Annotated in this window: 23 protein-coding genes and 1 pseudogene; 13 read left to right on the top strand and 11 right to left on the bottom strand. The window is 72.2% G+C overall.

All coding sequences use genetic code 11. The features are described 5' to 3' along the window. Positions 1-43 precede the first annotated feature (43 nt). Together ACIRB7_RS11050 and ACIRB7_RS11055 are read left to right on the top strand one after the other, a co-directional pair. Complete coding sequence (locus tag ACIRB7_RS11050; RefSeq protein ID WP_403595531.1) at positions 44-190, top strand: hypothetical protein; 147 nt, start codon at positions 44-46, stop codon at positions 188-190. Positions 191-733: 543 nt separating this feature from the next. After that, positions 734-1,462, top strand: coding sequence for a GntR family transcriptional regulator (locus ACIRB7_RS11055; RefSeq protein WP_403595534.1), 729 nt, complete (start codon positions 734-736; stop codon positions 1,460-1,462). Positions 1,463-1,608: 146 nt separating this feature from the next. Here the strand turns inward: ACIRB7_RS11055 and ACIRB7_RS11060 are convergent, their stop codons facing one another. The 5 genes from ACIRB7_RS11060 to ACIRB7_RS11080 form a co-directional block, all read right to left on the bottom strand. After that, the gene (locus ACIRB7_RS11060) at positions 1,609-2,526 is read right to left on the bottom strand and encodes an ROK family protein (protein WP_403595537.1); all 918 of its coding nucleotides are present in this window, start codon (positions 2,524-2,526) and stop codon (positions 1,609-1,611) included. A 100-nt stretch (positions 2,527-2,626) separates the two neighbouring features. Next, positions 2,627-3,547 (bottom strand): carbohydrate ABC transporter permease, encoded by a 921-nt coding sequence (locus ACIRB7_RS11065; RefSeq protein ID WP_403595540.1) that lies wholly within the window; start codon positions 3,545-3,547, stop codon positions 2,627-2,629. Next, positions 3,547-4,461 (bottom strand): carbohydrate ABC transporter permease, encoded by a 915-nt coding sequence (locus ACIRB7_RS11070; RefSeq protein WP_403595543.1) that lies wholly within the window; start codon positions 4,459-4,461, stop codon positions 3,547-3,549. Before ACIRB7_RS11070 ends, ACIRB7_RS11065 begins: the two co-directional genes overlap by 1 nt. Before the next feature lie 35 nt (positions 4,462-4,496). Continuing rightward, positions 4,497-5,759, bottom strand: coding sequence for an extracellular solute-binding protein (locus tag ACIRB7_RS11075; RefSeq protein ID WP_403595546.1), 1,263 nt, complete (start codon positions 5,757-5,759; stop codon positions 4,497-4,499). Between the two features lie 308 nt (positions 5,760-6,067). Next, positions 6,068-6,865, bottom strand: a complete 798-nt coding sequence (locus ACIRB7_RS11080; protein ID WP_403595549.1) for a DeoR/GlpR family DNA-binding transcription regulator — start codon at positions 6,863-6,865, stop codon at positions 6,068-6,070. Positions 6,866-7,147: 282 nt separating this feature from the next. Between ACIRB7_RS11080 and ACIRB7_RS11085 the strand changes: the two genes are divergently transcribed. The 8 genes and pseudogenes from ACIRB7_RS11085 to ACIRB7_RS11120 all read left to right on the top strand — a co-directional run bounded on the left by ACIRB7_RS11085 (position 7,148) and on the right by ACIRB7_RS11120 (position 16,300). Next, entirely contained in the window at positions 7,148-8,104 is a 957-nt protein-coding gene (locus ACIRB7_RS11085; protein ID WP_403595552.1) for an ROK family protein, read from the top strand. Next, positions 8,101-9,033, top strand: a complete 933-nt coding sequence (locus ACIRB7_RS11090; RefSeq protein WP_403595555.1) for a 1-phosphofructokinase family hexose kinase — start codon at positions 8,101-8,103, stop codon at positions 9,031-9,033. The genes ACIRB7_RS11085 and ACIRB7_RS11090 overlap by 4 nt, the downstream gene beginning before the upstream one ends. Before the next feature lie 53 nt (positions 9,034-9,086). Continuing rightward, positions 9,087-10,100 (top strand): SIS domain-containing protein, encoded by a 1,014-nt coding sequence (locus tag ACIRB7_RS11095; RefSeq protein ID WP_403595558.1) that lies wholly within the window; start codon positions 9,087-9,089, stop codon positions 10,098-10,100. A 168-nt stretch (positions 10,101-10,268) separates the two neighbouring features. Continuing rightward, positions 10,269-11,105 (top strand): ketose-bisphosphate aldolase, encoded by an 837-nt coding sequence (locus tag ACIRB7_RS11100; RefSeq protein ID WP_403595561.1) that lies wholly within the window; start codon positions 10,269-10,271, stop codon positions 11,103-11,105. A gap of 130 nt (positions 11,106-11,235) precedes the next feature. Beyond that, positions 11,236-12,195 (top strand): LysR family transcriptional regulator, encoded by a 960-nt coding sequence (locus tag ACIRB7_RS11105; protein WP_403595564.1) that lies wholly within the window; start codon positions 11,236-11,238, stop codon positions 12,193-12,195. A gap of 124 nt (positions 12,196-12,319) precedes the next feature. Beyond that, positions 12,320-13,633 carry a DUF5685 family protein gene (locus tag ACIRB7_RS11110; protein WP_403595567.1) on the top strand — a complete coding sequence of 438 codons (1,314 nt, stop codon included), beginning with the start codon at positions 12,320-12,322 and terminating at the stop codon, positions 13,631-13,633. Positions 13,634-14,096: 463 nt separating this feature from the next. Continuing rightward, positions 14,097-15,095, top strand: coding sequence for a LacI family DNA-binding transcriptional regulator (locus ACIRB7_RS11115; protein ID WP_403595570.1), 999 nt, complete (start codon positions 14,097-14,099; stop codon positions 15,093-15,095). An 819-nt stretch (positions 15,096-15,914) separates the two neighbouring features. After that, positions 15,915-16,300 (top strand): annotated as a pseudogene (locus ACIRB7_RS11120) (DUF4440 domain-containing protein). A gap of 14 nt (positions 16,301-16,314) precedes the next feature. On the opposite strand, the gene ACIRB7_RS11125 reads toward ACIRB7_RS11120, so the two are convergent. Both ACIRB7_RS11125 and ACIRB7_RS11130 read right to left on the bottom strand, forming a co-directional pair. Next, positions 16,315-17,907: a DHA2 family efflux MFS transporter permease subunit gene (locus ACIRB7_RS11125; protein ID WP_403595572.1), complete on the bottom strand. Its 1,593-nt coding sequence runs from the start codon at positions 17,905-17,907 to the stop codon at positions 16,315-16,317. An 85-nt stretch (positions 17,908-17,992) separates the two neighbouring features. Next, a complete protein-coding gene (locus tag ACIRB7_RS11130; RefSeq protein ID WP_403595575.1) occupies positions 17,993-18,475 on the bottom strand; it encodes a MarR family winged helix-turn-helix transcriptional regulator in 483 nt (160 codons plus the stop codon). A gap of 197 nt (positions 18,476-18,672) precedes the next feature. Between ACIRB7_RS11130 and ACIRB7_RS11135 the strand changes: the two genes are divergently transcribed. From ACIRB7_RS11135 to ACIRB7_RS11145, 3 genes are all read left to right on the top strand, one after another. Further along, positions 18,673-19,170: a hypothetical protein gene (locus tag ACIRB7_RS11135; protein WP_403595578.1), complete on the top strand. Its 498-nt coding sequence runs from the start codon at positions 18,673-18,675 to the stop codon at positions 19,168-19,170. Positions 19,171-19,339: 169 nt separating this feature from the next. Then, on the top strand, positions 19,340-20,545 hold the full coding sequence (locus ACIRB7_RS11140; RefSeq protein WP_403595581.1) for an aromatic acid exporter family protein: 1,206 nt from the start codon (positions 19,340-19,342) through the stop codon (positions 20,543-20,545). 88 nt (positions 20,546-20,633) lie between these two features. Next, a complete protein-coding gene (locus ACIRB7_RS11145; protein ID WP_403595583.1) occupies positions 20,634-20,897 on the top strand; it encodes a GlsB/YeaQ/YmgE family stress response membrane protein in 264 nt (87 codons plus the stop codon). Positions 20,898-20,917: 20 nt separating this feature from the next. On the opposite strand, the gene ACIRB7_RS11150 is transcribed toward ACIRB7_RS11145, so the two are convergent. The 4 genes from ACIRB7_RS11150 to ACIRB7_RS11165 are packed head-to-tail and all read right to left on the bottom strand — an operon-like array spanning position 20,918 to position 22,776. Continuing rightward, a complete protein-coding gene (locus ACIRB7_RS11150) occupies positions 20,918-21,310 on the bottom strand; it encodes a gas vesicle protein K (protein ID WP_403595585.1) in 393 nt (130 codons plus the stop codon). After that, positions 21,300-21,521 (bottom strand): gas vesicle protein, encoded by a 222-nt coding sequence (locus tag ACIRB7_RS11155; protein WP_403595588.1) that lies wholly within the window; start codon positions 21,519-21,521, stop codon positions 21,300-21,302. Before ACIRB7_RS11155 ends, ACIRB7_RS11150 begins: the two co-directional genes overlap by 11 nt. After that, on the bottom strand, positions 21,518-22,405 hold the full coding sequence (locus tag ACIRB7_RS11160) for a GvpL/GvpF family gas vesicle protein (RefSeq protein ID WP_403595591.1): 888 nt from the start codon (positions 22,403-22,405) through the stop codon (positions 21,518-21,520). The genes ACIRB7_RS11155 and ACIRB7_RS11160 overlap by 4 nt, the downstream gene beginning before the upstream one ends. Further along, a complete protein-coding gene (locus ACIRB7_RS11165; protein WP_403595594.1) occupies positions 22,402-22,776 on the bottom strand; it encodes a gas vesicle protein in 375 nt (124 codons plus the stop codon). The genes ACIRB7_RS11160 and ACIRB7_RS11165 overlap by 4 nt, the downstream gene beginning before the upstream one ends. Between the last annotated feature and the right edge of the window lie 55 nt (positions 22,777-22,831).

The raw sequence follows: 22,831 nt of genomic DNA on the forward strand, positions 1-22,831 counted from the left end.
TCCCTCAAGCAGCGCCGGGGGGAACCCGGTGGCGTCGCAGGCCATGAGCACCCGCATCGACCGCCACTCCCTGACCGTCTCCCAGCTGACCCGGACGGATGTGTTCCGCCCGGTGAACAGCAGGCCGCCACTGGTCCGCAGGCCGGCGACCAGCGGGTGGTCCGGCGCGGTGGGGTGGATGGTGTCGTAGTCGGAGTCGGTCCGTACGGCTCCGAGGCGTCGGGCAGGTAGGCGACGGAGGCACCCAGCTGGTCGGACTGCGCCAGGTCGAGGACCACCCGGCCGTCGGCGGCGAACTCGCGCAGTGAGGCGCCGTGTTCCGCGACGTACGTACGGTAGGCCGCGTCGTTGTTGGTGAAGCTGCCGAACGCTATGAGGTCCACGGGCTCGGGCTGCGCGGTCGCCGGACGCGTGAGGTCGAGGGGTACGACCGTGAACCCGGCCCGGCGCAGCAGCTCGGCGAGACCCGTGGCCCGGGTCCACTGGTCGGTGTACTCCAGGACGGCGGCGGTGAGTGCGACGGCGACGCCGCCCCCGAGCAACAGCCTTCTGTTGATGCCTTTTTCGGCCATCGTTGGTCTCCCTTGCCTGGACGGTCGCGGAGTGCGTACGAGGGAAAGCTGGCAGCAGTTGTCATGGGACACAAGGACTCATATCTACAAGTTTCCGGGATGTTCATTCGCGTCGGACGGGCCCGGGAGCGCGGCGAACCGAGCCGGGTAGGGTCGCGGACATGGCAACCCCTCTGCACCAGTCCATCGCCACCGAACTGCGCCGGCGCATTCGCCGCGGCGAGATCGAGGTGGGTGAGTCGCTGCCGTCGGAGGCCCAGCTCTGCGAGGAGTTCACCGCGTCGCGAGGGCCCGTACGACAGGCGCTCGCCGCGCTGCGAGACGAGGGCCTGATCGGCGGAGGCCAGGGCAGGCGGGCCACGGTGCTCGACGCGGTGCCCGCCCAGCCGTTCGAGTCGTTCCTCTCCTTCACGCGACGCGCGGAGATGACGGGGTACGTGCCGGGGCAGCGGCTCCAGGAGATCGCCCTGCGGCGGCCCGAACCCGAGATCGCGGCGGCCCTGGAGATCGATGCCGACGACCTGGCCGTCCAGCTCCTGCGGCTCCGGCTGCTCGACGGACGCCCGGCGATGCTGGAACGCATGACGTACGTCGAGCCCATCGGGCGGCGACTGATCGAAGCCGATCTGGACGCGGGCTCCATCTACGCGCTGCTCACGGAGCAGGGGGTGGACCTGCACTCGGCCCGGCACACCTTCGACGCCGTGCCCGCCGAGGCCACCGACGCCCAGCTGCTCGACGTACCCGAGGGCTATCCCCTGCTGAGGGAGCGTCGACTGACGACCGACTCCCACGGCGCACCGATCGAATGGTCCGACGACCGCTACCGCTCCGACATCGCCACGGTGACGGTACGGAACACCCGGGGCTCCCGCACCGCCATGCTGTGACACCGCCCGCCTCATGCGGGCGAGGGGCAGCGGGCAGCGGACAGCACGAAGCCCCGCTCCGGACTGGCGCGAGGCTCGTCCGGAGCGGGGAGTTCAGGTCTTCGGGCTGCGGTAGGAGGGCGGCGCGGGCGGGCCCGGGGAGAGCGTCAAGACCTACCCGGTCGTAGTTCTGCTTCGGTCACCATGTCCCGGGCCAGGTAGGCGGCCCCCACGCACGCCGCCATCTCGCCGAACCGCGCGAGCCGTAACTCCGGTACCGCGGGGGAGGCGAGGTGGCCCGCGAGCGTCGCCCGGAGCGACGTGAGGCCCGACGGCCCCGCCTCGCCCGGCTCTCCGGCGATGACCACCCGCTCCGGGGCGTGACGGCGGATCTCCGTCGCCAGGGCGCCGACCAGCGCGTCCACCGCGTCCGTACAGATGGCGCGGGCATGCGGATCCCCCGCGTCGGCCCGGTGGTACACCTCGCGGGCGGTGACCCCTCGCCAGCCGGTCGTCCGTGCGTACCGCCGGGTGACGGCGGTGGTGGAGGCGACGGTCTCCAGGCAGCCGTGACGGCCGCAGTGGCAGCGGTCGCCGCCCTCCGGCCGGACCACGACATGGCCGAACTCTCCCGCCCCGCCGTCCTCGCCGGGCCCGGCCCGGCCGTCGACGACGGGCGCCGCCGCGAAGTCGTCGCCCACCGAGACGTAGAGGAAGTTCCGGCAGTCGCCGCCGGCTCCCGCGCGCGCCTCGGCGAGTCCCCCCGTACGCCCGTCGTGGCCCACGGCGACGGGCAGGTCCAGGTGCTCGGCCACCCAGTCCCGGACCGGGATGCGGTGCCAGCCCAGGGCGGTGGCGCGGACCGCCCGTCCCGACGTCTCGTCGACGACGCCGGGAAGGGCCACGCCCGCGGCCAGGGGGCGGCAGCGCGCGGCGAGTGAGGCGGCGGCGGCGAGGACGCTCTCGACGACGGCGTCCGGCCCCCGCTCGGGACGGGTGAACCACCGCTCCCCGACCCGTGGGGACCCGTCGGGTCCCAGCACGCACCCCCGGATGAAGGTGCCTCCCACGTGCAGGGCGATCACGGTCCCGTGGTCCGCGCGCCGTCGTCGTACGGCCGGCGGCCCCGGGCGGGGCGCCGCCGTCGGCGGCTCCCGTTCCCCTCGAACTGCCGTGTTCACCGCGCTACTTGACGGATCCGGCGGTGAGGCCGGAGACGACCTTCCGCTCGATGAGCGCGAACAGGATGACGACGGGCACGATGGCGATGACCGAACCGGCGAACAGGTAGTTCCACTGGACGGTGTAGTTGCCGATGAAGCTGTTGATGCCGACCGTCAGCGGCTGGCTCTCCGGAATGGTGGAGAGCGTGAGCCCCATGACGAACTCGTTCCACGCCGCGATGAAGGTGAAGATCATCGCGGTGACGACCCCCGGCATCGCGAGCGGCAGGGTGATCCGCAGCAGCGCTCCGCCCCGCCCGAGACCGTCGATCATCGCCGACTCCTCCAGCGCCTCGGGGATGGAGGCGAAGTAGGCGGTGAGGATCCAGATCGCGAAGGCCAGGTTGAAGGCCGCGTTGCAGAGGATCAGGGTCCAGACGGAGTTGAGCATGTCCAGCTGGTAGAACTCGCGGTACAGACCGACGAGCAGCGAGGTCGGCTGGAACATCTGGGTGATGAGCACGAGCAGCAGGAACAGCTTCCGGCCCCGGAACCTCATCCGCGCCGTGTAGTACGCGGCGGGGATGGCGACGAGCAGGACGAGCAGGGTGGAGCCGGCGGCGACGAGCAGCGTGACCCGGAGGTTGTCCCCGAGGTGCGACTCGCGCCATACGTCGACGAAGTTCGCCCACTCGAAGGCGCTCGGCAGGTAGGTGGCGTCCCGCAGTTCCTCCGCCGGCCGCAGAGCGGTGATCACCATCTCCGCGTACGGCATCAGGAACACGGCCGCGAGCAGCCAGGCGACCGCGGTGATCAGCAGGGTCCGCGGGCGCAGGGTGCGGGGCGCCCGGGGGGCGCCCGGCCGTGGACCGCCCGCGCCGGGGCCGGGGGCCGGGGCCTTCCGGGTGGTCGTCCCCGCGGGGTCGAGGGTGTGCTGGGCCATCAGCTCTCCTCCTGGTTCCAGCGGCTGGCCTTGAGGAAGACGACGACCATGACCACGACGAGGGCGAAGTTCACGACGGACATCGCCGCGGACTGGCCGATGTCGGAGTTCTTGAGCTGGTACATGAACACGGTGGTGGTGGCGGTGTCGCTGTCAGGACCGCCGCGGGTCATGCTCCAGATGATGGGGAACGAGTTGAAGACGTTGATCAGGTTGATGACGACACCGACGAGGAACGCCGGCCGCAGCAGCGGGAGGGTGATCCGCAGGTACGTCTGCCAGGTGTTGGTGCCGTCCACCTTGGCCGCCTCGTAGATCTCACCCGGGATCGTCTGCAATCCCGCGAGCAGGGTGTACGTGGTGAACGGCAGGGAGACGAAGACGGCGACGAACATCATCCAGGGCCAGGCCGTCGCGGGGTCGCCCAGCCAGTCCTTGGGACCGTCGACGAGCCCGAGGTCGGTCATCAGCGTGTTGAGGACGCCGGCGGTCTGGTTGAGCATCCACTTGAAGCCGATGGCGGTCATCACGACCGAGGCGGCCCAGGGCGCGATGAGCGCCCAGCGGGTGACGCGGCGGCCCGGGAACCGCTGGTTGAACAGCTGGGCCAGGGCCAGCGAGATCACCATGGTGGCGGTGACCACGACCACCGTCCACACCACGGTCGACAGGACGACCGAGGGCAGTGACGGCTCTTCGAACAGCTGCTTGTACTTGTCGAAGCCGGCCGAGCCGCGGACGAAGCCGCTGCTGCTGATCTTCAGGAACGACGTGCGGACCATCTCGTAGACCGGCCAGAGCACGACCAGGACGATGAGCAGGACGGCCGGGCCGATCCAGGGCAGCGGCCCCAGCCGGGCCAGGCCGCCCCGGCCCTTGCGGCCGGGGCCTTTGGTGGAGGAAGTGCTGGACACGAAGGTGCCTTCCGTGACAGGGCGGTGCGCGGGGACTACTGGTCCGAGACCGCGTCCTCTGCCTTCTTCTGGAGCTCGCCCAGGACCTTGGCGGGGTCGTTCACGGCCGTACCGCCGCTCTTCTTGATCTCGGCGGAGACGGCGTCCCACGAGGTGTCGCCCAGCGGGTAGAAGACCGCGTTCGGCAGCAGGGCGAAGAAGGGCTCCAGGTCCTTGTGCTTGCCGTTGCCGGTCATCTCCTTGAGGGTGTCCTCGGTGACCGGCATCAGGTTGTACGTCTCGTCGAACTTCAGCGTGTTCTCCTTGGAGTACGCGAAGTCGAGGAACGCGCGGACCTCTTCCTTGTGGCCGTTGTCCTTGAACGCCATCATCCAGTCGGCGACGCCGAGCGTGGAGGTGAGCGCCCCCGTCTTCCCGGGGATCGGCGCGACCCCGTAGTCGACCTTGCCGTCCTTGGACATCTGGATCAGGGACGGGTGACCGTTGAGCATCGCGGTCTTGCCGGCCGCGAAGTCCGCGAACGCGGTCTTGCGGTCCGTCGTCGCCGGGTTGGCGTAGGTGAGGCCGGGCCCGACGAGGTTCGACTTCAGCCAGGCGAAGGACTCGATGTTGGCCTTGCTGTCCAGCGTGTACGCGCCCTTGGCGTCCGTGAAGCCTCCGCCGTTGCCGAGCTCCCAGATCAGCGACTCGCCCTGGGCCTCCTCGGGGCCCAGCGGCAGTGCGTAGGGGGTCACTCCGGGCACCTTGGCCTTGATCTTCGCGGCGGCGGCCTTGAGGTCGTCCCAGCTCTTCGGCGCCTCGGTGATGCCGGCCTTGGCGAAGATCGCCTTGTTGTAGAAGAAGGCCCGCGCCGAGGAGACGAACGGGATGCCGTACTGCGTGCCGTCGACCTCGCCGGCCTTGGCGAAGCTGTCGATCAGATTGGCGCGGGTCTTCTCCGACAGGACCTCGTCCGCCTTGTAGAGCAGGTCGTCGGCGACCTTGTCGGCGTAGCCGCCGGTCTGGAGGACGTCCGGGACGTTGCCGCTCTGGATCATCGTCTTGACCTGGGAGTCGATGTCGTTCCAGTTGATGACCTGGACATCGACCTTGATCTTCGGGTTGGCGGCGGTGAAGCGCTGCGCGACGTCCTTCCAGTAGGCCGTCGAGCTGTTCGACGCCTTGTCGCCGTAGTCGGCCGCGACCAGCTTCAGCGTCACCTCGCCGTTCTCCGACGCACCTCCGCCGCTGCCGCAGGCCGTGAGGGTGAGGACGCCGAGAGCGCTCGTACAGGCCGCCGTGATCAACCGCTTGTTCATTGTCAGAACCGCCTTGTCTCCTGACCGGTCGGAGGCGACGCGGCCGTGTGGCTGGGAACTGCAGCAGATTTTCGGAGCGTGCTCAAACCTGGCTTGTTTACCGAGGGTTCGCTCATTAACGAGCATCTGCTGTGGTCAGAGTAAACATGACGAAGGCCGGGTGAGACTAGGCCCGTTACGTAAAAGATGCATATATGCCCGTGCCGGCAAGGGAATCGGGCGCGGTGGGGTGCCAGGGCATGCGCGAAAGGGCGCCCCCGGACGGGGGCGCCCTCAGTGGAACGACTGGTGAGTGGGCGGATGCGGCCTCAGACGCTGATGACCTCGATGCCCGCCTCGGTGAGCCGCGCCGCCATGTCGGGCGCGAGCCCGGAGTCGGTGACGAGCACGTCGATCCGGTCGAGGCCGCAGATCCTGGCGAACGCGCGCTTGCCCATCTTGGACGAGTCCGTCGCGAGGATCACCTGCCGGGCGCGCTCCGCCAGGAGCCTGCTGATGCCGGCCTCGTCCTCGTGATGGGTCATCACGCCGAGCCGCGGGTCCACGCCGTCGACGCCGAGTACGGCGACGTCGAGCACCACCTGGTTCAGGACTCCCTGGGTCAGCGGGCCCACCAGCTCGTACGTCTGGGGCCGTGCCACGCCGCCGGTCAGCACGATCTTGAACTGGGGCCGGACCGCCAGTTCGCTCGCGATGTTCAGTGCGTTGGTGACGACGGTGAACATCGGCCCGGTGGCGTTCTCCCCGCGCTCCGACGGGCCGCCCGCCCGGAGGGTCATGGCCCGCGCCACCTCCGTGGTGGTGGTCCCGCCGTTGAGGCCCACGACGTCCCCCGGGGTCAGCAGGTCCGCCACCGCGCTCGCGATGCGCTGCTTCTCCGAGACCTGCCGTGAGGACTTGTACCGCAGCGGAAGCTCGTACGAGACGCCGTGCGCGATGGCCCCGCCGCGCGTACGGACGAGCAGCTGCTGCTCGGCGAGTTCGTCGAGGTCGCGCCGGATGGTCGCCGGTGACACGGCCATCGTGGCGGCCGCGCCTTCGACCTCCAGCCTGCCGTCGACCGCGAGCAGCTCCAGCAGCTTGCTCCATCGCTCCTGCTTGGACATGCGCCGCTTCCCCTCCGTGCCCTGAAACTCCGATGCCGAGGGACGAGGACCGTCCGCGCGGCCGGTCGACCGGCCCCCTCGGGAGACATGCGCGGAGCTGATCGTAACGCCGAGGATCGCGCAGGCGCACGGGAGTGATCCGCGCACGCCGTCGAACTCGGGCCCCGGAGTCCTGGACGAGAAGGGCTCGGGCACGTGATACTCCAGTCACATAGACTGCTGGAAGTTGCTCGTTACTCCTCTGTAGTGAGCAGCTCCGATCATCAAGAGGGTTCGATGCTCATGGATGCGCAGGGGTGCGTACTCGGCCTCGACGTCGGCGGCACCGGAATGAAAGGGGCCGTCCTCGACCACGACCTGCGACCGCTGGAGACGGTGCGCCGGCCGACACCGCGCGCCGAAGGACCGCTCGCCGTCGTCGACGCCATCACCGACACCCTGCTCACCCTGAACGCCATGGCCGACGAACGCGGACTGCCGGTGCACCACGCGGGCGTGGTGGTGCCGGGCATCGTCGACGACGAGCGGCAACGGGCCCTGTGGTCGGCGAACATCGGGTGGCGCGACCTCCCGCTCGCCGCCCTCCTGGAGGAACGCACCGGGCTCCGCGTCACGTTGGGCCACGACGTGCGCGCGGGCGGCCTGGCCGAACGCGCCCTCGGGGCCGCCCGCGGCGCACGGAACGTGCTCTTCGTGGCCATCGGCACCGGCATCGCGGCCGCCCTCGTCTGCGACGGCGAACCGATCAGCTCCGGCGGCCACGCGGGCGAACTCGGCCATGTCGTCGTCGAGCCCGGGGGACAACCGTGCGCGTGCGGCGGCACCGGCTGCCTGGAGACCGTGGCCTCCGCCACCGCCGTCGCCGCCGCGTACACCGCCCGCGCCGGCCGGGCGGTGATCGGCGCCGCCGACGTCGCGGCCCTCGCCGTACGGGGCGACCCCGTCGCGCGAGCCGTCTGGCAGCGGGCGGCCGACGGCCTCGCGGACGCCCTCGCGACCGCCACCACCCTGCTCGCGCCCGAGTCGATCGTGCTCGGCGGCGGTCTCGCCGAAGCAGGCGACCTCCTGCTCGACCCCGTACGGGCCGGGCTCGGGGAACGGCTCACCTTCCAGCGCCCACCCGCACTCGTCCGGGCCGAGCTGGGCGACTGGGCCGGGTGCCTCGGCGCGGGCCTCGCCGCCATGCGAACGGCCGGGCACACCCTCACCACCCCGCGGACAGGAGTACCCGCGCCATGATCCTCACCGTCACCCTCAACGCCGCCCTCGATGTCACCTGGGGCGTCGAGGGCCTGCGGCCCCGTACCTCCCACCGGGTCGACACCACGTACGAACGAGCGGGCGGCAAGGGAGTGAACGTCGCCCGCGTCCTCACCACCCTCGGGCACGACCCCCTGGCGACAGGCCTCGTCGGCGGACCCACCGGCCGCCTGATCCGCGCGGAGCTCCGCGCCGCCCGCGTCCGTGAGGCGTTCCTCGACGTCGCCGGCGACTCCCGGCGCACCCTCGCCGTCGTCTCGCGCGACGACGGCGACGCCACCGTCTTCAACGGGCGGGGCCCGCGGGTGGATCCCGCCGAATGGGAGCTCTTCGCCCGCCACTTCGCCTCGCTGCTCGCCGGCGTACGCGTGGCCGTCCTGAGCGGCAGCCTCCCGCCCGGTCTGCCGCCGGACGCGTACGCGCGGCTGATCCGCACGGCCGCGGCGGCCGGAGTGCGAACGGTGCTCGACGCGAGCGGCCCCGCCCTCGTCGAGGCGCTGAGCGCCGGACCCGACGTGGTCAAGCCCAACGCCGACGAGATCGCGGCGGCGACCGGACACCACGACCTCCCCGCAGCCGCCGCGGCCCTGCGGGACCTGGGCGCCCGGACGGTCGTCGCCTCCGCAGGCGCCGACGGCCTGTACGCGATCACCCCCGAGGGCAGCTGGCGGGCGGCACCCCCGGAGCGGCTCTCCGGCAATCCGACCGGCGCCGGCGACGCCTGCGTGGCCGCGATCGCGGCCGGCCTCGCGGCCGGCTCCGCGTGGCCGGACATCCTGCGCCAGGCGGTGGCCCTGTCCGCCGCCGCGGTCCCCTGCCCGGTCGCCGGCGACATCGACACCGCGGTCCACGACCGGCTTCTCCCAGCCGTCTCCGTGGTGGAGGAGCCCGCGGCCGACCGCGTGTGAGACCTGACCTGACCTGACCCCCTCCCTCGTCCCTCCGAACGTAAGGACCTCGCATGACCCCCCAGGGAACCTCCCTCACCTCCGTCGAGATCGCCTCCCAACCCGCGACCTGGAGGCGCGCGGCCGAGGCCGTCACCTCGTACGCCGATGTCCTGCCCCGGCGCGGTGAACGCGTCGCCGTGGTCGGCTGCGGCACCTCCTGGTTCATGGCCCACGCCTACGCGCAGTTGCGCGAGAGCGGCGGCCACGGCGAGACCGACGCGTTCGCCGCCTCCGAGTTCCCGGCCGGCCGCCGCTACGACCGGATCCTGGCCATCACCCGCTCCGGCACCACCACCGAGGTCCTGGACCTGCTGGCGAAGGTCAAGGGCACCGTCGCGACCTCCGCCCTCACCGCGGACCCGGCGACGCCCGTCATGACGGCCGCCGACGCCGTCGCCGTACTCGACTTCGCCGACGAGCGGTCGGTCGTGCAGACCCGGTTCGCGACCACCGCGCTCGTCCTGCTGCGCGCGCACCTGGAGGCCGAGCAGGCGCTGCCGTCCGGTGTACGGCCGCTCGCCCAGGCCGTCGAGGACGCTCAGCGCGCCCTCGACCTGCCGTTGGGCGCGGACGTGACCGGCGCCGAACAGTTCACGTTCCTCGGCACGGGCTGGACCTACGGGCTCGCCCTGGAGGCCGGCCTGAAGATGCGCGAGGCCGCCGGTGCGTGGACGGAGGCGTACCCGGCCATGGAGTACCGGCACGGCCCCATCAGCATCACCGGCCCCGGCCGCGTCGCCTGGCTGTTCGGCCCCGCACCCGACGGCCTCGCCGACGACATCGCACGCGTCGGCGGCCTCCTCGTCTCCCTCTCGGCGGACGGAGCGGCCCCCTCCACGGGCGGGACGTCCCTCTCCACGGACGGAGCGACCCCCTCCACGGGCGAGGCCGCCGCACTCGACCCCCTCGCCGACCTGATCGTCGCCCAGCGACTCGCCGTCCTCCTCGCCGAAGCACGCGGCTACGACCCCGACCGCCCCCGCAACCTCAGCCGCTCCGTGATCCTCGCCACCGAATCCGCCTGAGCGACCGCCGCAATCCTCGCCACCGAATCCGCCTGAGCGACCGCCGCAATCCTCGCCACCGAATCCGCCTGAGCGACGCCGCCCTCGGCCCACGAGCCGACGCCGACGACCGCAGCCGGTGCCGGCGACCGAAGCCGGCGCCCGACCACCGCATTGGGGAAGACCTTCATGCCCTTGACCTCCACCGACGACATCGTCGGCCCCGCACACGCCGCCCGCCGCGGGGTCGGCGCCTTCAACGTCGTACAGATCGAACACGCCGAGGCCATCGTCGCCGGAGCCGAGCGGGCGGCGCTGCCCGTCATCCTCCAGATCAGCGAGAACACCGCCCGCTACCACGGCTCGCTCGCCCCCGTCGGGCTCGCCGCCCTCGCCCTCGCCCGGGCGGCCGCCGTGCCGGTGGCGGTCCACCTCGACCACGCCGAGTCCGTGGACCTCGTCACGGAGGCCGTCGAACTCGGCTTCACGTCCGTCATGTTCGACGCGTCCAAGCTTCCCTACGACGACAACGTCGCCGCGACACGGGTCGTCACCGAGCGGTGCCACCGCGCCGACGTCTGGGTCGAGGCCGAACTGGGTGAGGTCGGCGGCAAGGACGGGGCGCACGCCCCCGGTGTCCGCACCGACCCCGACGAGGCCCGCGCGTTCGCCGCGGCCACGGCCGTCGACGCGCTGGCCGTCGCCGTCGGCAGCTCGCACGCCATGCTCAGCCGGGACGCCGTCCTCGACTTCGACCTCATCGCCCGGCTGCGGGGCGCGCTCGACGTGCCCCTCGTGCTGCACGGCTCGTCGGGCGTCGACGACGCCCACCTCGCCAAGGCCGTCGCGGCGGGCATGACGAAGGTCAACATCTCCACCCACCTCAACAAGCTCTTCACCCGGACCGTGCGCGAACGCCTGGAGGCGTCCCCCGAGGTTGCCGACCCGCGCACGTACCTCGGTCCCGCCCGCGACGCGGTGGCAGCCGAAGTGGCCCGTCTGCTCACGGTTCTCGCCGGCCCCTGACGGGACGTTTGATCGACCGCCGCCGCCGACGGCCGGGGCGGGGGCGACTCACGGGAGGGACGTTGGTGCGGGGCGCGGGTATCGGCTATGACTGCCCTGTCCCGCACCTCGCACGGCTGGAACGCGTCTCGTGACACTCGACCTGCACCGCTTGTGGATCTTCCTGGCCGTCATCGAGCAGCAGGGGTTCTCCGCCGCCGCCCAGAAGCTGTACATGAGCCAGCCGTCCGTGTCGAACCAGGTGCGGAAGCTGGAGGAGTCCCTGCGGATCACCCTCATCGACCGTTCGAGCGCCCGGATCAGGCCCACGGCCGAGGGAGAACTCCTCGCCGAGTACGCGGCCCGCGTCTTCCTCCTCGCCGACGAGGCGGTCTCCGCCGTCCAGCAGCTCAGCGGCCTGCAGACCGGTCGGCTCGTGGTGGGCGGCTCGACGACCGTGGGCACCTATCTGCTGCCGGACCTGCTGGCGGAGTACCGCAGGCGGCATCCCGGCATCGAGAGCCATGTCCTCGTCGGCAACAACTCGACCGTGACGCAGCACCTGATGAACGGGGAGGTGGGCGTCGCGGTCGTGGCCGGCGCCCCGGGGAAACCGCGCCTGATCGGCGAGCCCGTCCTCCAGGACCGGATGGTGCTCGTCGCCCCGCCGGGCCACCCCCTCGACGGCCGGGGCCCCGTCACGGGAGAGATGCTCGCCGGCGAACGGATCGTCCTCCGGGAGCCCGGTTCCCAGACCCGTGAGGTGCAGGAGCTGACCCTGGCCCGGTGGGGGATCGAAGCCCCGCCCCACACCGACGCGTGGGGCCCGGAGGTCCTCAAGCGGTGCGTGCGGGCCGGTCTCGGCATCACCCTGATCTCCGAGCACGCGGTCGTCGACGAACGACGGGCGGGCACGCTCGTCGTCCTGCCGACGGAGCAGCCGACGGAACCCCGCGTCATCTCACTCGTACGCCGCCGGGACCGCATCCTCTCCCCGGCCGAGATTCGGGACTCGGCCAGGCCGAAGGGGCGCGACTTCCGGCCCGACCCGGAGTGGGGGCCGAGCACACTGCCCGCGTCGGTCTCGACGACGAGGCCCGCCGAGGGGTGACCCTCTAAAATGTCGGCCGCGCGACGCCCCATGGGGGTGACGCTCCGCGCGGTAGCCGTGTCTACGGGGGAGAACTTCTGTGTTCGGAATCATCAGGCCCTGCCGTCATCGCCTGGGCGGGACCATGCGTACCGAGTGGATGGCGCATCTGTGCGGGCTGTGTCTGGCGCTGCGCAGCGAGTACGGGCAGTTCGCGCGGGTGGCCACGAACTACGACGGACTGATCGTCTCGGTGCTGACCGAGGCGCAGTCGGAGCGTTCCGGCGACTGGCGGCGGGGCGCCGGCCCGTGCCCGCTGCGCGGGATGCGGTCGGCGGACGTGGCGCGGGGCGAGGGCGCGCGGCTCGCGGCGACCGTGTCGCTGGTGCTCGCCGCGGCGAAGATACGTGACCATGTGGCGGACGGTGACGGCCTGTTGGGGCGCCGCCCGGTGACGCTGGCGGCCCACAGGATCGCCCTCGGCTGGGACCGTGCGGGCGCCGCGGGCGGCGACCGGCTCGGCTTCGACACCGCGGTGCTGATCGGGGCGGTCGAACGGCAGCAGGACATCGAGCGGATGATCGGCCCCCGGGGCTCGCTGTTCACGGTCACGGAGCCCACGGAGACGGCGACCGCCGCCGCCTTCGCCCACACCGCGGTCCTCGCGGGCCGCCCGGGCAACGCCGAACCGCTGGCGGAGGCGGGCCGTCTGTTCGGCCGGCTGGCGCATCTCCTCGACGCGGTGGAGGACCTGGACGCGGACGAGGTGTCCGGCGCCTGGAACCCGATCGCCGTGACCGGCGCCGACCGCGCCGAGGTACGCCGGCTCTGCGACGATGCCGTCCAGGGCATCCGACTCGCCCTGGCCGAGGCCGAGTTCGTCGACGACCGGCTGGTACGGGCACTCCTCGGCGTCGAGCTGGATCACGCCGTCGACCGGGTCTTCGTCCCCCGGCAGGGGCGTCACCATCAGCACCGCCCCCGGACAGGGGGCCCGGGCCCGCGCATGCTGCCCTGGCTGGGACGCCGTACGGCGACGGACAGGCCCTCGGAGACCGACGGGGGTACGTCCTGCGGAGTCGGTGCGCTCACGGGCGTGACCCCGGAGGGTGTCTCGATGGCTTCGCGTCGGCCGTCGGAGGGCCAGTGCGGACGGTGTGGCCAGTGGCGCCCGCTGTGCCGCGACTGCCGGTGGTGCTCCTCCTGCTGCACCTGCGCCGACGACGCCATGGAGGGCGGGGAGCTCCCGCAGTTCGGGGGCTCGGACAGCGGCGGCTCGGGCGGGGGTAACTGGGGCGGGGGTAACTCGGGCGGCGGGAACTGGGGCGGCTCCTCCGGTGGTTCGGGCGGTGGCTCGGGCGGCGGAGGCCGTGGTTCCGGCGGTTCCGGCGGCGGTTCGGGTGACGGCTGCTGCGGTGGCGGTGGCTGCTGCAACCCGTGCAACTGCTGCTGCGACTGACGTCTTGCCGTCGAAGGCGGCCGCTGTCGATCGCGAGGGCGACGAAGTGCGCGATAAGGCGAGGCCGAAGACCGCGACGAACGGGCCGGCGAATTCCCAGCCCACGAGGGCCTCCTTGCGGAGGCGGAAGCGGGCTCGTGGGCGGGGCGGTGGTGCTGCCGTAGCGCGCGTCGACAAGAGCGTCATGGCTTTGGGTCCTAGCGTCGGTGACCGAGCGGTCCGGAGGCGGGGAGCGATGTTGTGGGCCTGAGGCCGAGAACCGACCCTGCGAGAGGGCTGGCCGACGAGAAATGTTTACGTAATCATCGGTAGCGTGATGGTGACATTCCCGCTGAGGGGCGTCCAGCACGAGTGGCAGCGAATGAGAGGGAATCGGGTGACCGAGCAGAACGCGACCGGTCGGTCGGCGTCGGCCGTGAACGGCGGCCGGCGGGGGGCGCGGACCGGGCCGCGCCGTGTTTCGATGGCGGACGTAGCCCAGCGGGCGGGGGTCTCGTCGCAGACGGTGTCCCGTGTTTCCAACGGCGACGCGGCCGTCGTCGAGGCCACCCGGCAGAAGGTCCTCGACGCGATGAAGGAGCTGGGCTACCGTCCCAACAGCGCGGCTCGTGCCCTCAAGCGGGGTGAGTTTCGAGCCATAGGTGTCATCACGATGGGGCTCACCAGCACGGGAAATGTCCGGACTCTGGACGCCATCGCCGGCTCGGCGTCCCGGGCCGGTTACGCGGTCACGCTGATCCCGCTCGACGCGCCCACGCAGGACAACGTCAAGGGTGCGTTCACCCGCCTCGACGAGCTGGCGGTCGACGCGGTCGTGCTGATCATGGAGGTGCACCTGCTCGACGCCGCCGCCCTCACGCTGCCGCCGCACGTCAAGGTCGTCGTGGTCGACTCCGACGCCACGGGGCGCTTCCCGGTGGTGGACACCGACCAGCGGCAGGGCGCCCGCGCCGCGGTGCGGCACCTGGTCGGCCTCGGCCACGGCACGGTCTGGCACATCGCGGGACCCGAGGAGTCCTTCGCCGCGGGCCGCCGCGCCGAGGCGTGGGAGGCGGCGCTGCGGGAGGAGGGGTGCACGGTGCCTCCCGTACTACGCGGGGACTGGACCCCGGAGTCGGGTTACGAAGCGGGCCTGAGGCTCGCCGACGAGGCCGACTGCACGGCGGTCTTCGTGGCCAACGACCAGATGGCCCTCGGCCTGCTGCGAGCCCTGCACGACCGGGGCGTACGCGTCCCCGAGGACGTCAGCGTCGTCGGCTTCGACGACATCCCGGAGTCGGCCTCCTTCATCCCGCCCCTGACCACGGTCCACCAGGACTTCGCCCAGGTCGGAGCGCTGTGCGTCGACGCGGTCCTGCGGGAGCTGGCGGGCGAGACGGTGACGGGGGTACGCCTGGTGCCGACGACCCTGGTGGAACGGAACAGCACGGCGCCCGCGGGCGCGGGGGGAAGGGGGCGCTGAGGCGTCGGTACGGCCTGGGCCGGGGCGGCGCAAGGAGGCCACCCGAGGCCGGGCCCGCCCGGGGTGACGGCAGAAAGTCGCGCCCGCCGGGCCCGCCAGGGGCGGCGCGGGGAGGCCACCCGAGGCCGGGCCCGCCCGGGGTGACGGCAGAGAGCCGCGCCCGCCGGTCCCGCCAGGGGCGGCGCGGGGAGGCCACCCGAGGCCGGGGCCAGCCCGGGGCGACGGCAGGAAAGTCCCCGCCGGCCGGTCACGCCCCGGGTGACGGCAGGAGAGCGCGCGCCGGCCGGTCACGGTGGGGGTGTGACGCCAAGGAAGTCGCGCCGGCCGGGCATGACAGGGCGGACGGCTGGTCTGCCCCGCCGCAGGCCGGGTACGGCACGGCTGTCGACGGCTGTCGACGGCAGTGAGCTGGGCCGGACCGGTCACGGCAGGCCGGAGGCCTCCGCCGCCGGTCGGCTACGGGCCCCGCCTGCCGGCTACAGCGCGGCTGTCGTCGGCAGGCGGCCGGGCCCGTTTCAGGCCATGGCGCCCGGGTGCGGGGGAGCCGTGCTCGAGCGCACCCACACCCGGAACCCGCACGGCGCCCATCGAGGACAGCCCGATCCTGCGCCTCCTGTTCGCCGCGACCCGCCACACCGAGACCGCGAACCCGACGACCACGGCCGTCGTCACGGCGCTGCGGACAGCGGCGCGACAGAACCACGCCTCGACTCTCCCGCCGACCTTTCGCCAGGGGGCGGCGTCGCGCCGGTTCCGCAGGGCAAGCGGCGCGGTCGACTCCTCAATTCGCTTGCGAATGCCCAGGTCAGCCGAGGCAAGATGCTCCCATTGAACGTGGAAAGCAGCGTGGCCGAGGTCATCGAGCGAGAGTTGCAGTTGCTGAGTCCGGCCGGGCGGTCATCCAGGGCATTGGCGGATCAACTCCTCGATCCGGAGTTCGTGGAAGTAGGTGCCTCAGGCCGTAGGTGGGATCGCCAGTCGATGCTCTCGGCGCTGCCGGTGATGCAGGGGCGTCCGACGACGGCCCGCAGTACGTGCCTACCGAGATGACGGGCACCGTTTTGGCGCCGGGGATCGTGCATCTGACGTTCGAAACCACGCTCGATGGCAGGCGGGCCCGGAGGAGCTCCATCTGGCGGAAGGTGAATGACGAATCCGGGTGGCGGATGTACTACCACCAGGCCACCCCTGTGCCGGATGCGTGAGGCACAGAGCCTGTTCAAGCCTCCGGGGCCTCGGGGCTGCGGCGTCGTACCCCGACGACGGCGAGCAGAGCACCGAGGACGCACAGCGTGCCCGCGACGAGTACCGAGGTGTGCACGCCGTTCATGAAGGCCTGGTGGCTGCCCTCGGCGACGGCTTCCCTGAGACCCACGGGCATGTCGGCGGTCACGGGGGCGACGCCCATGGCCACGGCGTCCTTGGCCTCGTACAGACCCGTGGCCACGGGCGCGGGCACCCCGGCGGAGGTGAGCTCGCCGGGCAGGGTCGTACCGACGCGGCTGCTGATCAGGGAGACGAGCACGGAGGTGCCGAGCGCCCCGCCGATCTGGAGGGCGGTGGCCTGGAGACCGCCGGCGACGCCGCCGTCCTTGACGGGGGCGTTGCCCACGATGGCGTCGGAGGAGGAGGCCATCACCATGCCGACGCCGAGACCGAGCGCGACGAACGGCGGCCACATCACGGTGGGGGAGGACTCCGGGCTCCAGCCGAGCATCGCGAAGCACGCGGCCGCCTGGAGGACCATGCCGAGCGGCATGGTGAGCCGGGGGCCGAAGCGCTCGGTGAGCGCGGCGCCCAGCGGGGACGCGACGACGGAGGCCAGGCTCAGCGGCAGCGTCCGTACGCCCGCCTCGACGGGGGAGAGGCCGCGGACGTTCTGCAGGTAGATCATGACGAAGAAGATCACGCCGAGCAGGACGAAGAAGTTGAGGGCCGTGATGACCGTGCCGATGGCGAGCGCGCGGTGCCGGAACAGACGCATGGGCAGCAGCGGTGAGGCGACACGCGTCTCGTACCAAGCGAAGACCAGCAGGAGCGCCACGCCGGCGGCCATGGCGCCCAGCGTTCCGGCCGAAGTCCAGCCCCAGGTCTCGCCCTTGACGACGCCGAACACGACGGCGAGCAGTCCCGCCGCGAGGAGGACGACACCGGCCAGGTCGAACCGCTCCCGCGCGGCGGAGGAGTTCCGGCTCTGCGGCAGGACGGCCATGCTGAAGACCAGCGCGAGCACGCCGATGGGGGCGTTGATGTAGAAGACGGACTCCCAGTTCACCCGTTCGACGAGCAGGCCGCCGACGATCGGCCCGAGAGCCGTGGACACGGACGAGACCATGGCCCAGATCCCGACGGCCATGCCGAACTTCCTCGGGGGGAAGACGGCGCGGAGCAGGGCGAGGGTGTTCGGCATGAGCAGGGCGCCGAAGAAGCCCTGGACGGCGCGGAAGGCGATGACGCCCTCGATGGATCCGGCCAGGCCGATGGCGACGGACGCGAGGGTGAACCCGGCGACGCCGATCAGGTAGAAGGTGCGGCGGCCGAACCGGTCTCCCAGCTTGCCGCCGAGGATCAGCGCGGCGGCGAGCGCGAGGAGGTAGGAGTTGGTGACCCACTGCAGATCGGTCGTGGAGGCGCCCAGGTCGCGCCCGATCTCCGGGTTGGCGATGGCGACGACCGAACCGTCGAGGCCGACCATGAACAAGCCGAACGCCACGGCGACCAAGGTCAACCACGGGTTGGAGCAAAGGCCGCCGGGCGGGGCGGCGGCGGGAGGCGCGTGAGTCGGCGGAGCGGCTGGGGGTGCGGAGGGCATGGCTGTGCCAGTCCTTACGTGCGGAAGGGGAAAGTGAGGGGGCGCATCGAGGCGTGCCGGGGCAGCCAGGGCCCGGCGTGCCTGATCAGCGCGCCGGGCGGTGAAGCTGCTGGTTGAGTGAGCCGAGGGCACCGAGCGCGGAGCCGAGAGCGTCCAGCTCGGCGTCGCTCAGGGCGCGCAGCGCGCGCGTCACGTGGGTGCCCATGAGGTGCTCCACCTCGGCGATCTCACGCCGCGCGGTCGCGGTGAGATGCAGGTGCGCGACCCGCTTGTCGGCCGGGTCCCGCCGGCGTTCGAGCAGCCCCTGCTCGGTCAGCTGCCTGACCAGCGCGCTGACGTTGTTCGGCTTCATCAGGAGCGCCTCGGCGGCTTCACGCACGGTGATGCCGTCGCACGACTCGACGTGCCGCAGCAGCGCGAGCTGCGCATCGGACGGCTTGGCGGGCTTGGCGTACGTGTCGTCCAGGTCCACGCGCCGCTCGACGGCCCGGGAGAGCGCCGGAAGACACGCCACGAGCCCGGAGGCTACGCGGCGGATGTCCTCGTCGGACGCACTGTTCTCGGGCACGCCGATACTTTACGTATGCGCTGATAGCTATGTCAACATACCTATCTCTTGCCTCGCCCCCGCTGCGAGACTGGCCGCCCGCGTACGCGCGTACGCGGGCGGCCAGCACGGGTGCTCGGGGAGAGGCGGAACCGGTGGGGATCGGGACGAGAACGGTACGGCGGGGGTGCCTCGCCGCAGTACTGAGTGGCGCCGTCATGCTGTCCGCTGCGGGGTGTTCGCCGGAGCTCCGCCCCCTGGCGGCGGTGTACGTGGACCAACACGGCACCGCACACGCGCTGCTGCGATCGTGCGACGACGACGGCCGGGTGGGCAGCCCCTGGCTGCGCGGCACCGTCGTCCCCGCCACCGACGACGAGGCTCCGTCGGGCGACGCGCGGAACCCCGAGCCGGAGGCGGCGGAGACCGAGGGACCCTGGACCGGCTGGGAGACCCGAGGGCTCTACAAGGCGGCGGACTTCCCGTTGTTCGACCCGCCCTCGGCATGGGCGGCCGAGACCCGCGGCCCGCAGACCCCGCAACCGGGCCACACGTACGAGCTCGGGTTCGCCGATCCCGACGACTCCTACGTCTACAACGGCTGGGTGCGGTTCGAGGCCCGCCGACTCGCGGAGCTGGCACCCGGAGAGGTCCTGACCCTCCGGGGCGCCATGACGAAGGAAGCCTTCGAGGACCTCGCCGCCGAGGTGTGCTGACCGGCCCGAAGCCGGCCGTGGCGTGGGTTCCTGACGCCTGGGCAGGCGGGTACCCGTAAGCCCCGTACGGAGGGCGGTGGGCAGTGCACGGTGTGCCGGGGCCCGGCGGCGGGGGGAGGGGTGGCACGCTCGGGTGGAGCGGGACACCGTGAGCGAAGCGAGGTAGCACGTGACGCAACGCAGCATCCGGAGCGCCCGGTACGCCCGGCTGGAGCGGCGGCTGCGGCGGGATCCGTTCGTCGTACAGACGGTACGGTCCACGGCGGCGGCGACCCTCTCGTACGTCGTCGCGCTCCAGCTCAGCAGCGAGGCGGCGCCCCTGACCGCACCGCTGACCGCGCTCCTCGTCGTGCAGGTCACGCTCTACTCGACCCTCACCACGAGTCTGCGCCGGGTCAACTCCGTCGTCGTCGGCGTCCTCATCGCCATCGGGTTCAGCGTCCTCGTCGGCCTCTCCTGGTGGAGCCTCGCCCTGGTCATCCTCGCCTCCCTCCTCGTGGGGCGGCTCGTGAAGGTGGAGGAGTTCATCCCCGAGGTCGCCATCAGCGCGATGCTGGTGCTCGGCGTCACCCAGGTCGCCCACACCGCGTGGGACCGCGTCCTGGAGACCCTGATCGGCGCCGTCGTCGGGATGCTCTTCAACCTGGTGCTCGCCGCGCCCCTCTGGGTGGACACGGCGGGGGAGTCGATCGAGGACCTCGCCCGGCGCATGCGGAGGCTGCTGCTCGACGTCGCGGAGGAGTTCGCCGAGGCGCCGGCCGTCGAGCGGGCCGCCGCGCGGCTCCACGAGGCTCGACGGCTCGACAACGACGTGGCCGACGTGGACGGCGCACTGCGCACGGCCGAGGACAGCCTCCGCCTCAACCCGCGCGTGAAGGAGGGCCTCCTGCACCGCATCGTGCTGCGCACGGGGCTCGACACCCTGGAGATCTGCGCCGTCGTGCTGCGCGTCCTCACTCGTACCCTCACCGACCTGGCGAAGCAGCGGGACGGCGAGGAGCTGCTGCCCCGCCAGACCGCCCTCGCCCTCCAGGAGACCGCGCAGCACACCGCCGACGCCTTCGTCAGCTTCGCCGTGCTCGTCACGGCCCCCGGCAGCGAGGCGTCCGAGGCCGCCGAGGACCGGCTCGCGGGCGAGCTGCGCGCGGCCCGCGCCTGCCGCGGCGGGGCCGCCGACCTGCTGCTCGCCCTCGCCCTGCGGGAACCCGAACGCTGGCAGCTCTACGGAGCGCTGCTCACCGAGATCGACCGCGTCCTCGACGAACTGGACCCCGAGCACCGGGGCCGACGCCTCATGGAGGAGCTCGACCGCCACACCCGCGAGCGCCGGCGCCGGCTGAGGCCCCGGGACCGGCGCGCCCACGCGGAGGCCTGAGCGCCACCGACCCGCCTCCGCCCCGGTTCGGCGCGGGATAGCGGGGCAGACGGAGGGCCACAGGTTCTCTGGAGAGGAGAGGAACGCCATGGGCATCATCGGCTGGATCCTGATGGGGCTGATCGTCGGAGTCATCGCGAAGGCCCTGATGCCGGGGCGGGACCCCGGCGGCTGCATCGTCACCCCCCTCATCGGTATCGCCGGCGGCCTGCTCGGCGGGTGGCTCGGCAAGGTCATCTTCGGCGTCGACTCCGTCGACGGCTTCTTCGAGATCTCGACCTGGGTCGCCGCGATCGTCGGTGCCCTGATCCTCCTGGGCCTCTACCGTCTCGTGGTCCGTCCCAAGCACTGACGCCCCGACCGGCGGGCCGCTCAGTCCCGGGGCAGCAAGGGCCCGAGCGGGCCGAGGTCGAGGTTGAGGTCCTCCAGCGCGTAGCCGTGCTCGGCACACAGGTCGGCGAGGCTGTCGTGGAGGGCGAGGAGGGTCGCCCCGAGCTCCTCCTCCTGCCCGTCGGTGAGGTCCCCGGCGTCCACGCGGCGCAGGGCTTGACGCTCGATGAGCTGGCGCAGGAGCTCGACGACGGTGAGGACGAGCCTGAGCAGGTCCTCTTCGACGGTCTCGCGGTCGGCACGCACACGGTGGGCGGGGCGGCCCGGCCGGCCCTCGTGGGCGGCGGGGGGCGCCTGAGCGAGCCGGAACGCCCGCGACATGGCGGTGCCGACGTCCTGGAGGCCGTCGCGCCGCGGGGAGGGGTCAGTACTCACGCGGCCCGCCGTCCCGCCCGTGGGAAGGGCCCGTCTCGGAGCTGACGGACACGATGAGCGCGCGCAGCGAGATGCGCACCAGGTCGATGTCCGCGATGGACAGGACGATGTCGCCGGTGATCACCACTCCGCCGCTGAGGAGCCGGTCGAGGAGGTCGACCAGGGCGACCTGCCGGCCGGGCAGCGGTTCGCGCTGCTCCGCGAGGCTCATGGCGCCGGCTCCTGTACGTCCGGGTCGCCGGTGGCGGTGTCCTCGGCCGCCGGCATGGCGAACGAGTACGGCGCCCACGGGCCGGTGACCTCGACCAGGACCTCGGGGAAGTCCTCGGAGGCGTGCGTGACGGCGGCTCGGAACTCCTGGGCGTGCCCGTCGGGGACGAGGTAGGCGTCGTTGAGGACGTTCTCCCCGGGCCCGGCCAGCTCACCGCTCTGCGGTGCGTGGCTCACGCGCTCGGAGGCGTGGCGGGCGGCGGTCGCCTCGACGGCACGCGCGGCCTGCTGAGCCTGCCGGTAGACGTGTTCGCGGGCGTGGTGCTGGCTCCTGCGGCGCCGCAGGTACGCCTTGCCGGGCGAGGCGGCCTCGGCCGCGCCGTCATCGGTGGCGGTCCCGTCGTCGGAGGGGGCCGCGGAGGCCGGCAGGTAGATCTTGACGCCGTATTCGGTGTGGGCGTCGAGCTGGGCGAGCCGCCGGGCGAAGACGTGGTGTTGCCGGGAAAGGGCCAGGCGGGCCCGGTTGTCGTCCTGGTAGACGGTGGCCATGCGCAGGGGCAGGACGGTGGCGAGGGTGGCGACGGCCTGGACGACGTCGTGGTGGGCGCGGGCGACGTCCTCGAGCCACCGCAGGTCCTCGAAGTGCTCCTTGAGGGCGGTCTCCTCGAAGTCGCGGCGGGGGACCGGACTGACGACGAAGGCGACAGGGGCGGAAGCGGGGGGAGACGCGGGAGGGGCGGGAGAGGTGGGGGCGGCGCCGGGAATGGCCAGGAGCCCGACAGGCGCCCCGTCGACGCCGCCGAGACCGGTGAGGAGCTCCCGCAGGGCGTCGGTGTCCCGGGCGACGGCGTAGACGTACGTGAGGGATTCCTGGGCGGTGCTCACCGGGGCCGCCTCCGTGTCGTCCCGCCGCCCGGGTCGGGCGGTTCTTCGCCGCGCCCGTCGCCGCGTTCGATGGGTTCCCGCCCACCGGCCTGGTCGCGGCGCAGGGCCTCCAGCTCGGCGCGCAGGCGGCGGTTCTCCTGCTCCAGAGGACTTCCGGTGTGCCGGGAGGAGAGCGAGGGGTCGTGCTCCCACCAGTCGATCCCCATCTCCTTGGCCTTGTCCACGGAGGCGATCAGGATCCGGAGCTTGATGGTCAACAGCTCGATGTCGAGCAGATTGATGCGGATGTCGCCGGCGATGACGATGCCCTTGTCCAGGACGCGCTCCAGAATGTCCGCGAGGCTGGAGGTGGAGCCCGACCCGTACGGCATCGGGGCACGGGAGGGGAAGTCTCCGAGTCGGCCGGGTAGCGGTTCTGTCACGATG

The sequence above is a fragment of the Streptomyces sp. NPDC093795 genome (assembly GCF_044764665.1).
Lineage (GTDB): Bacteria > Actinomycetota > Actinomycetes > Streptomycetales > Streptomycetaceae > Streptomyces.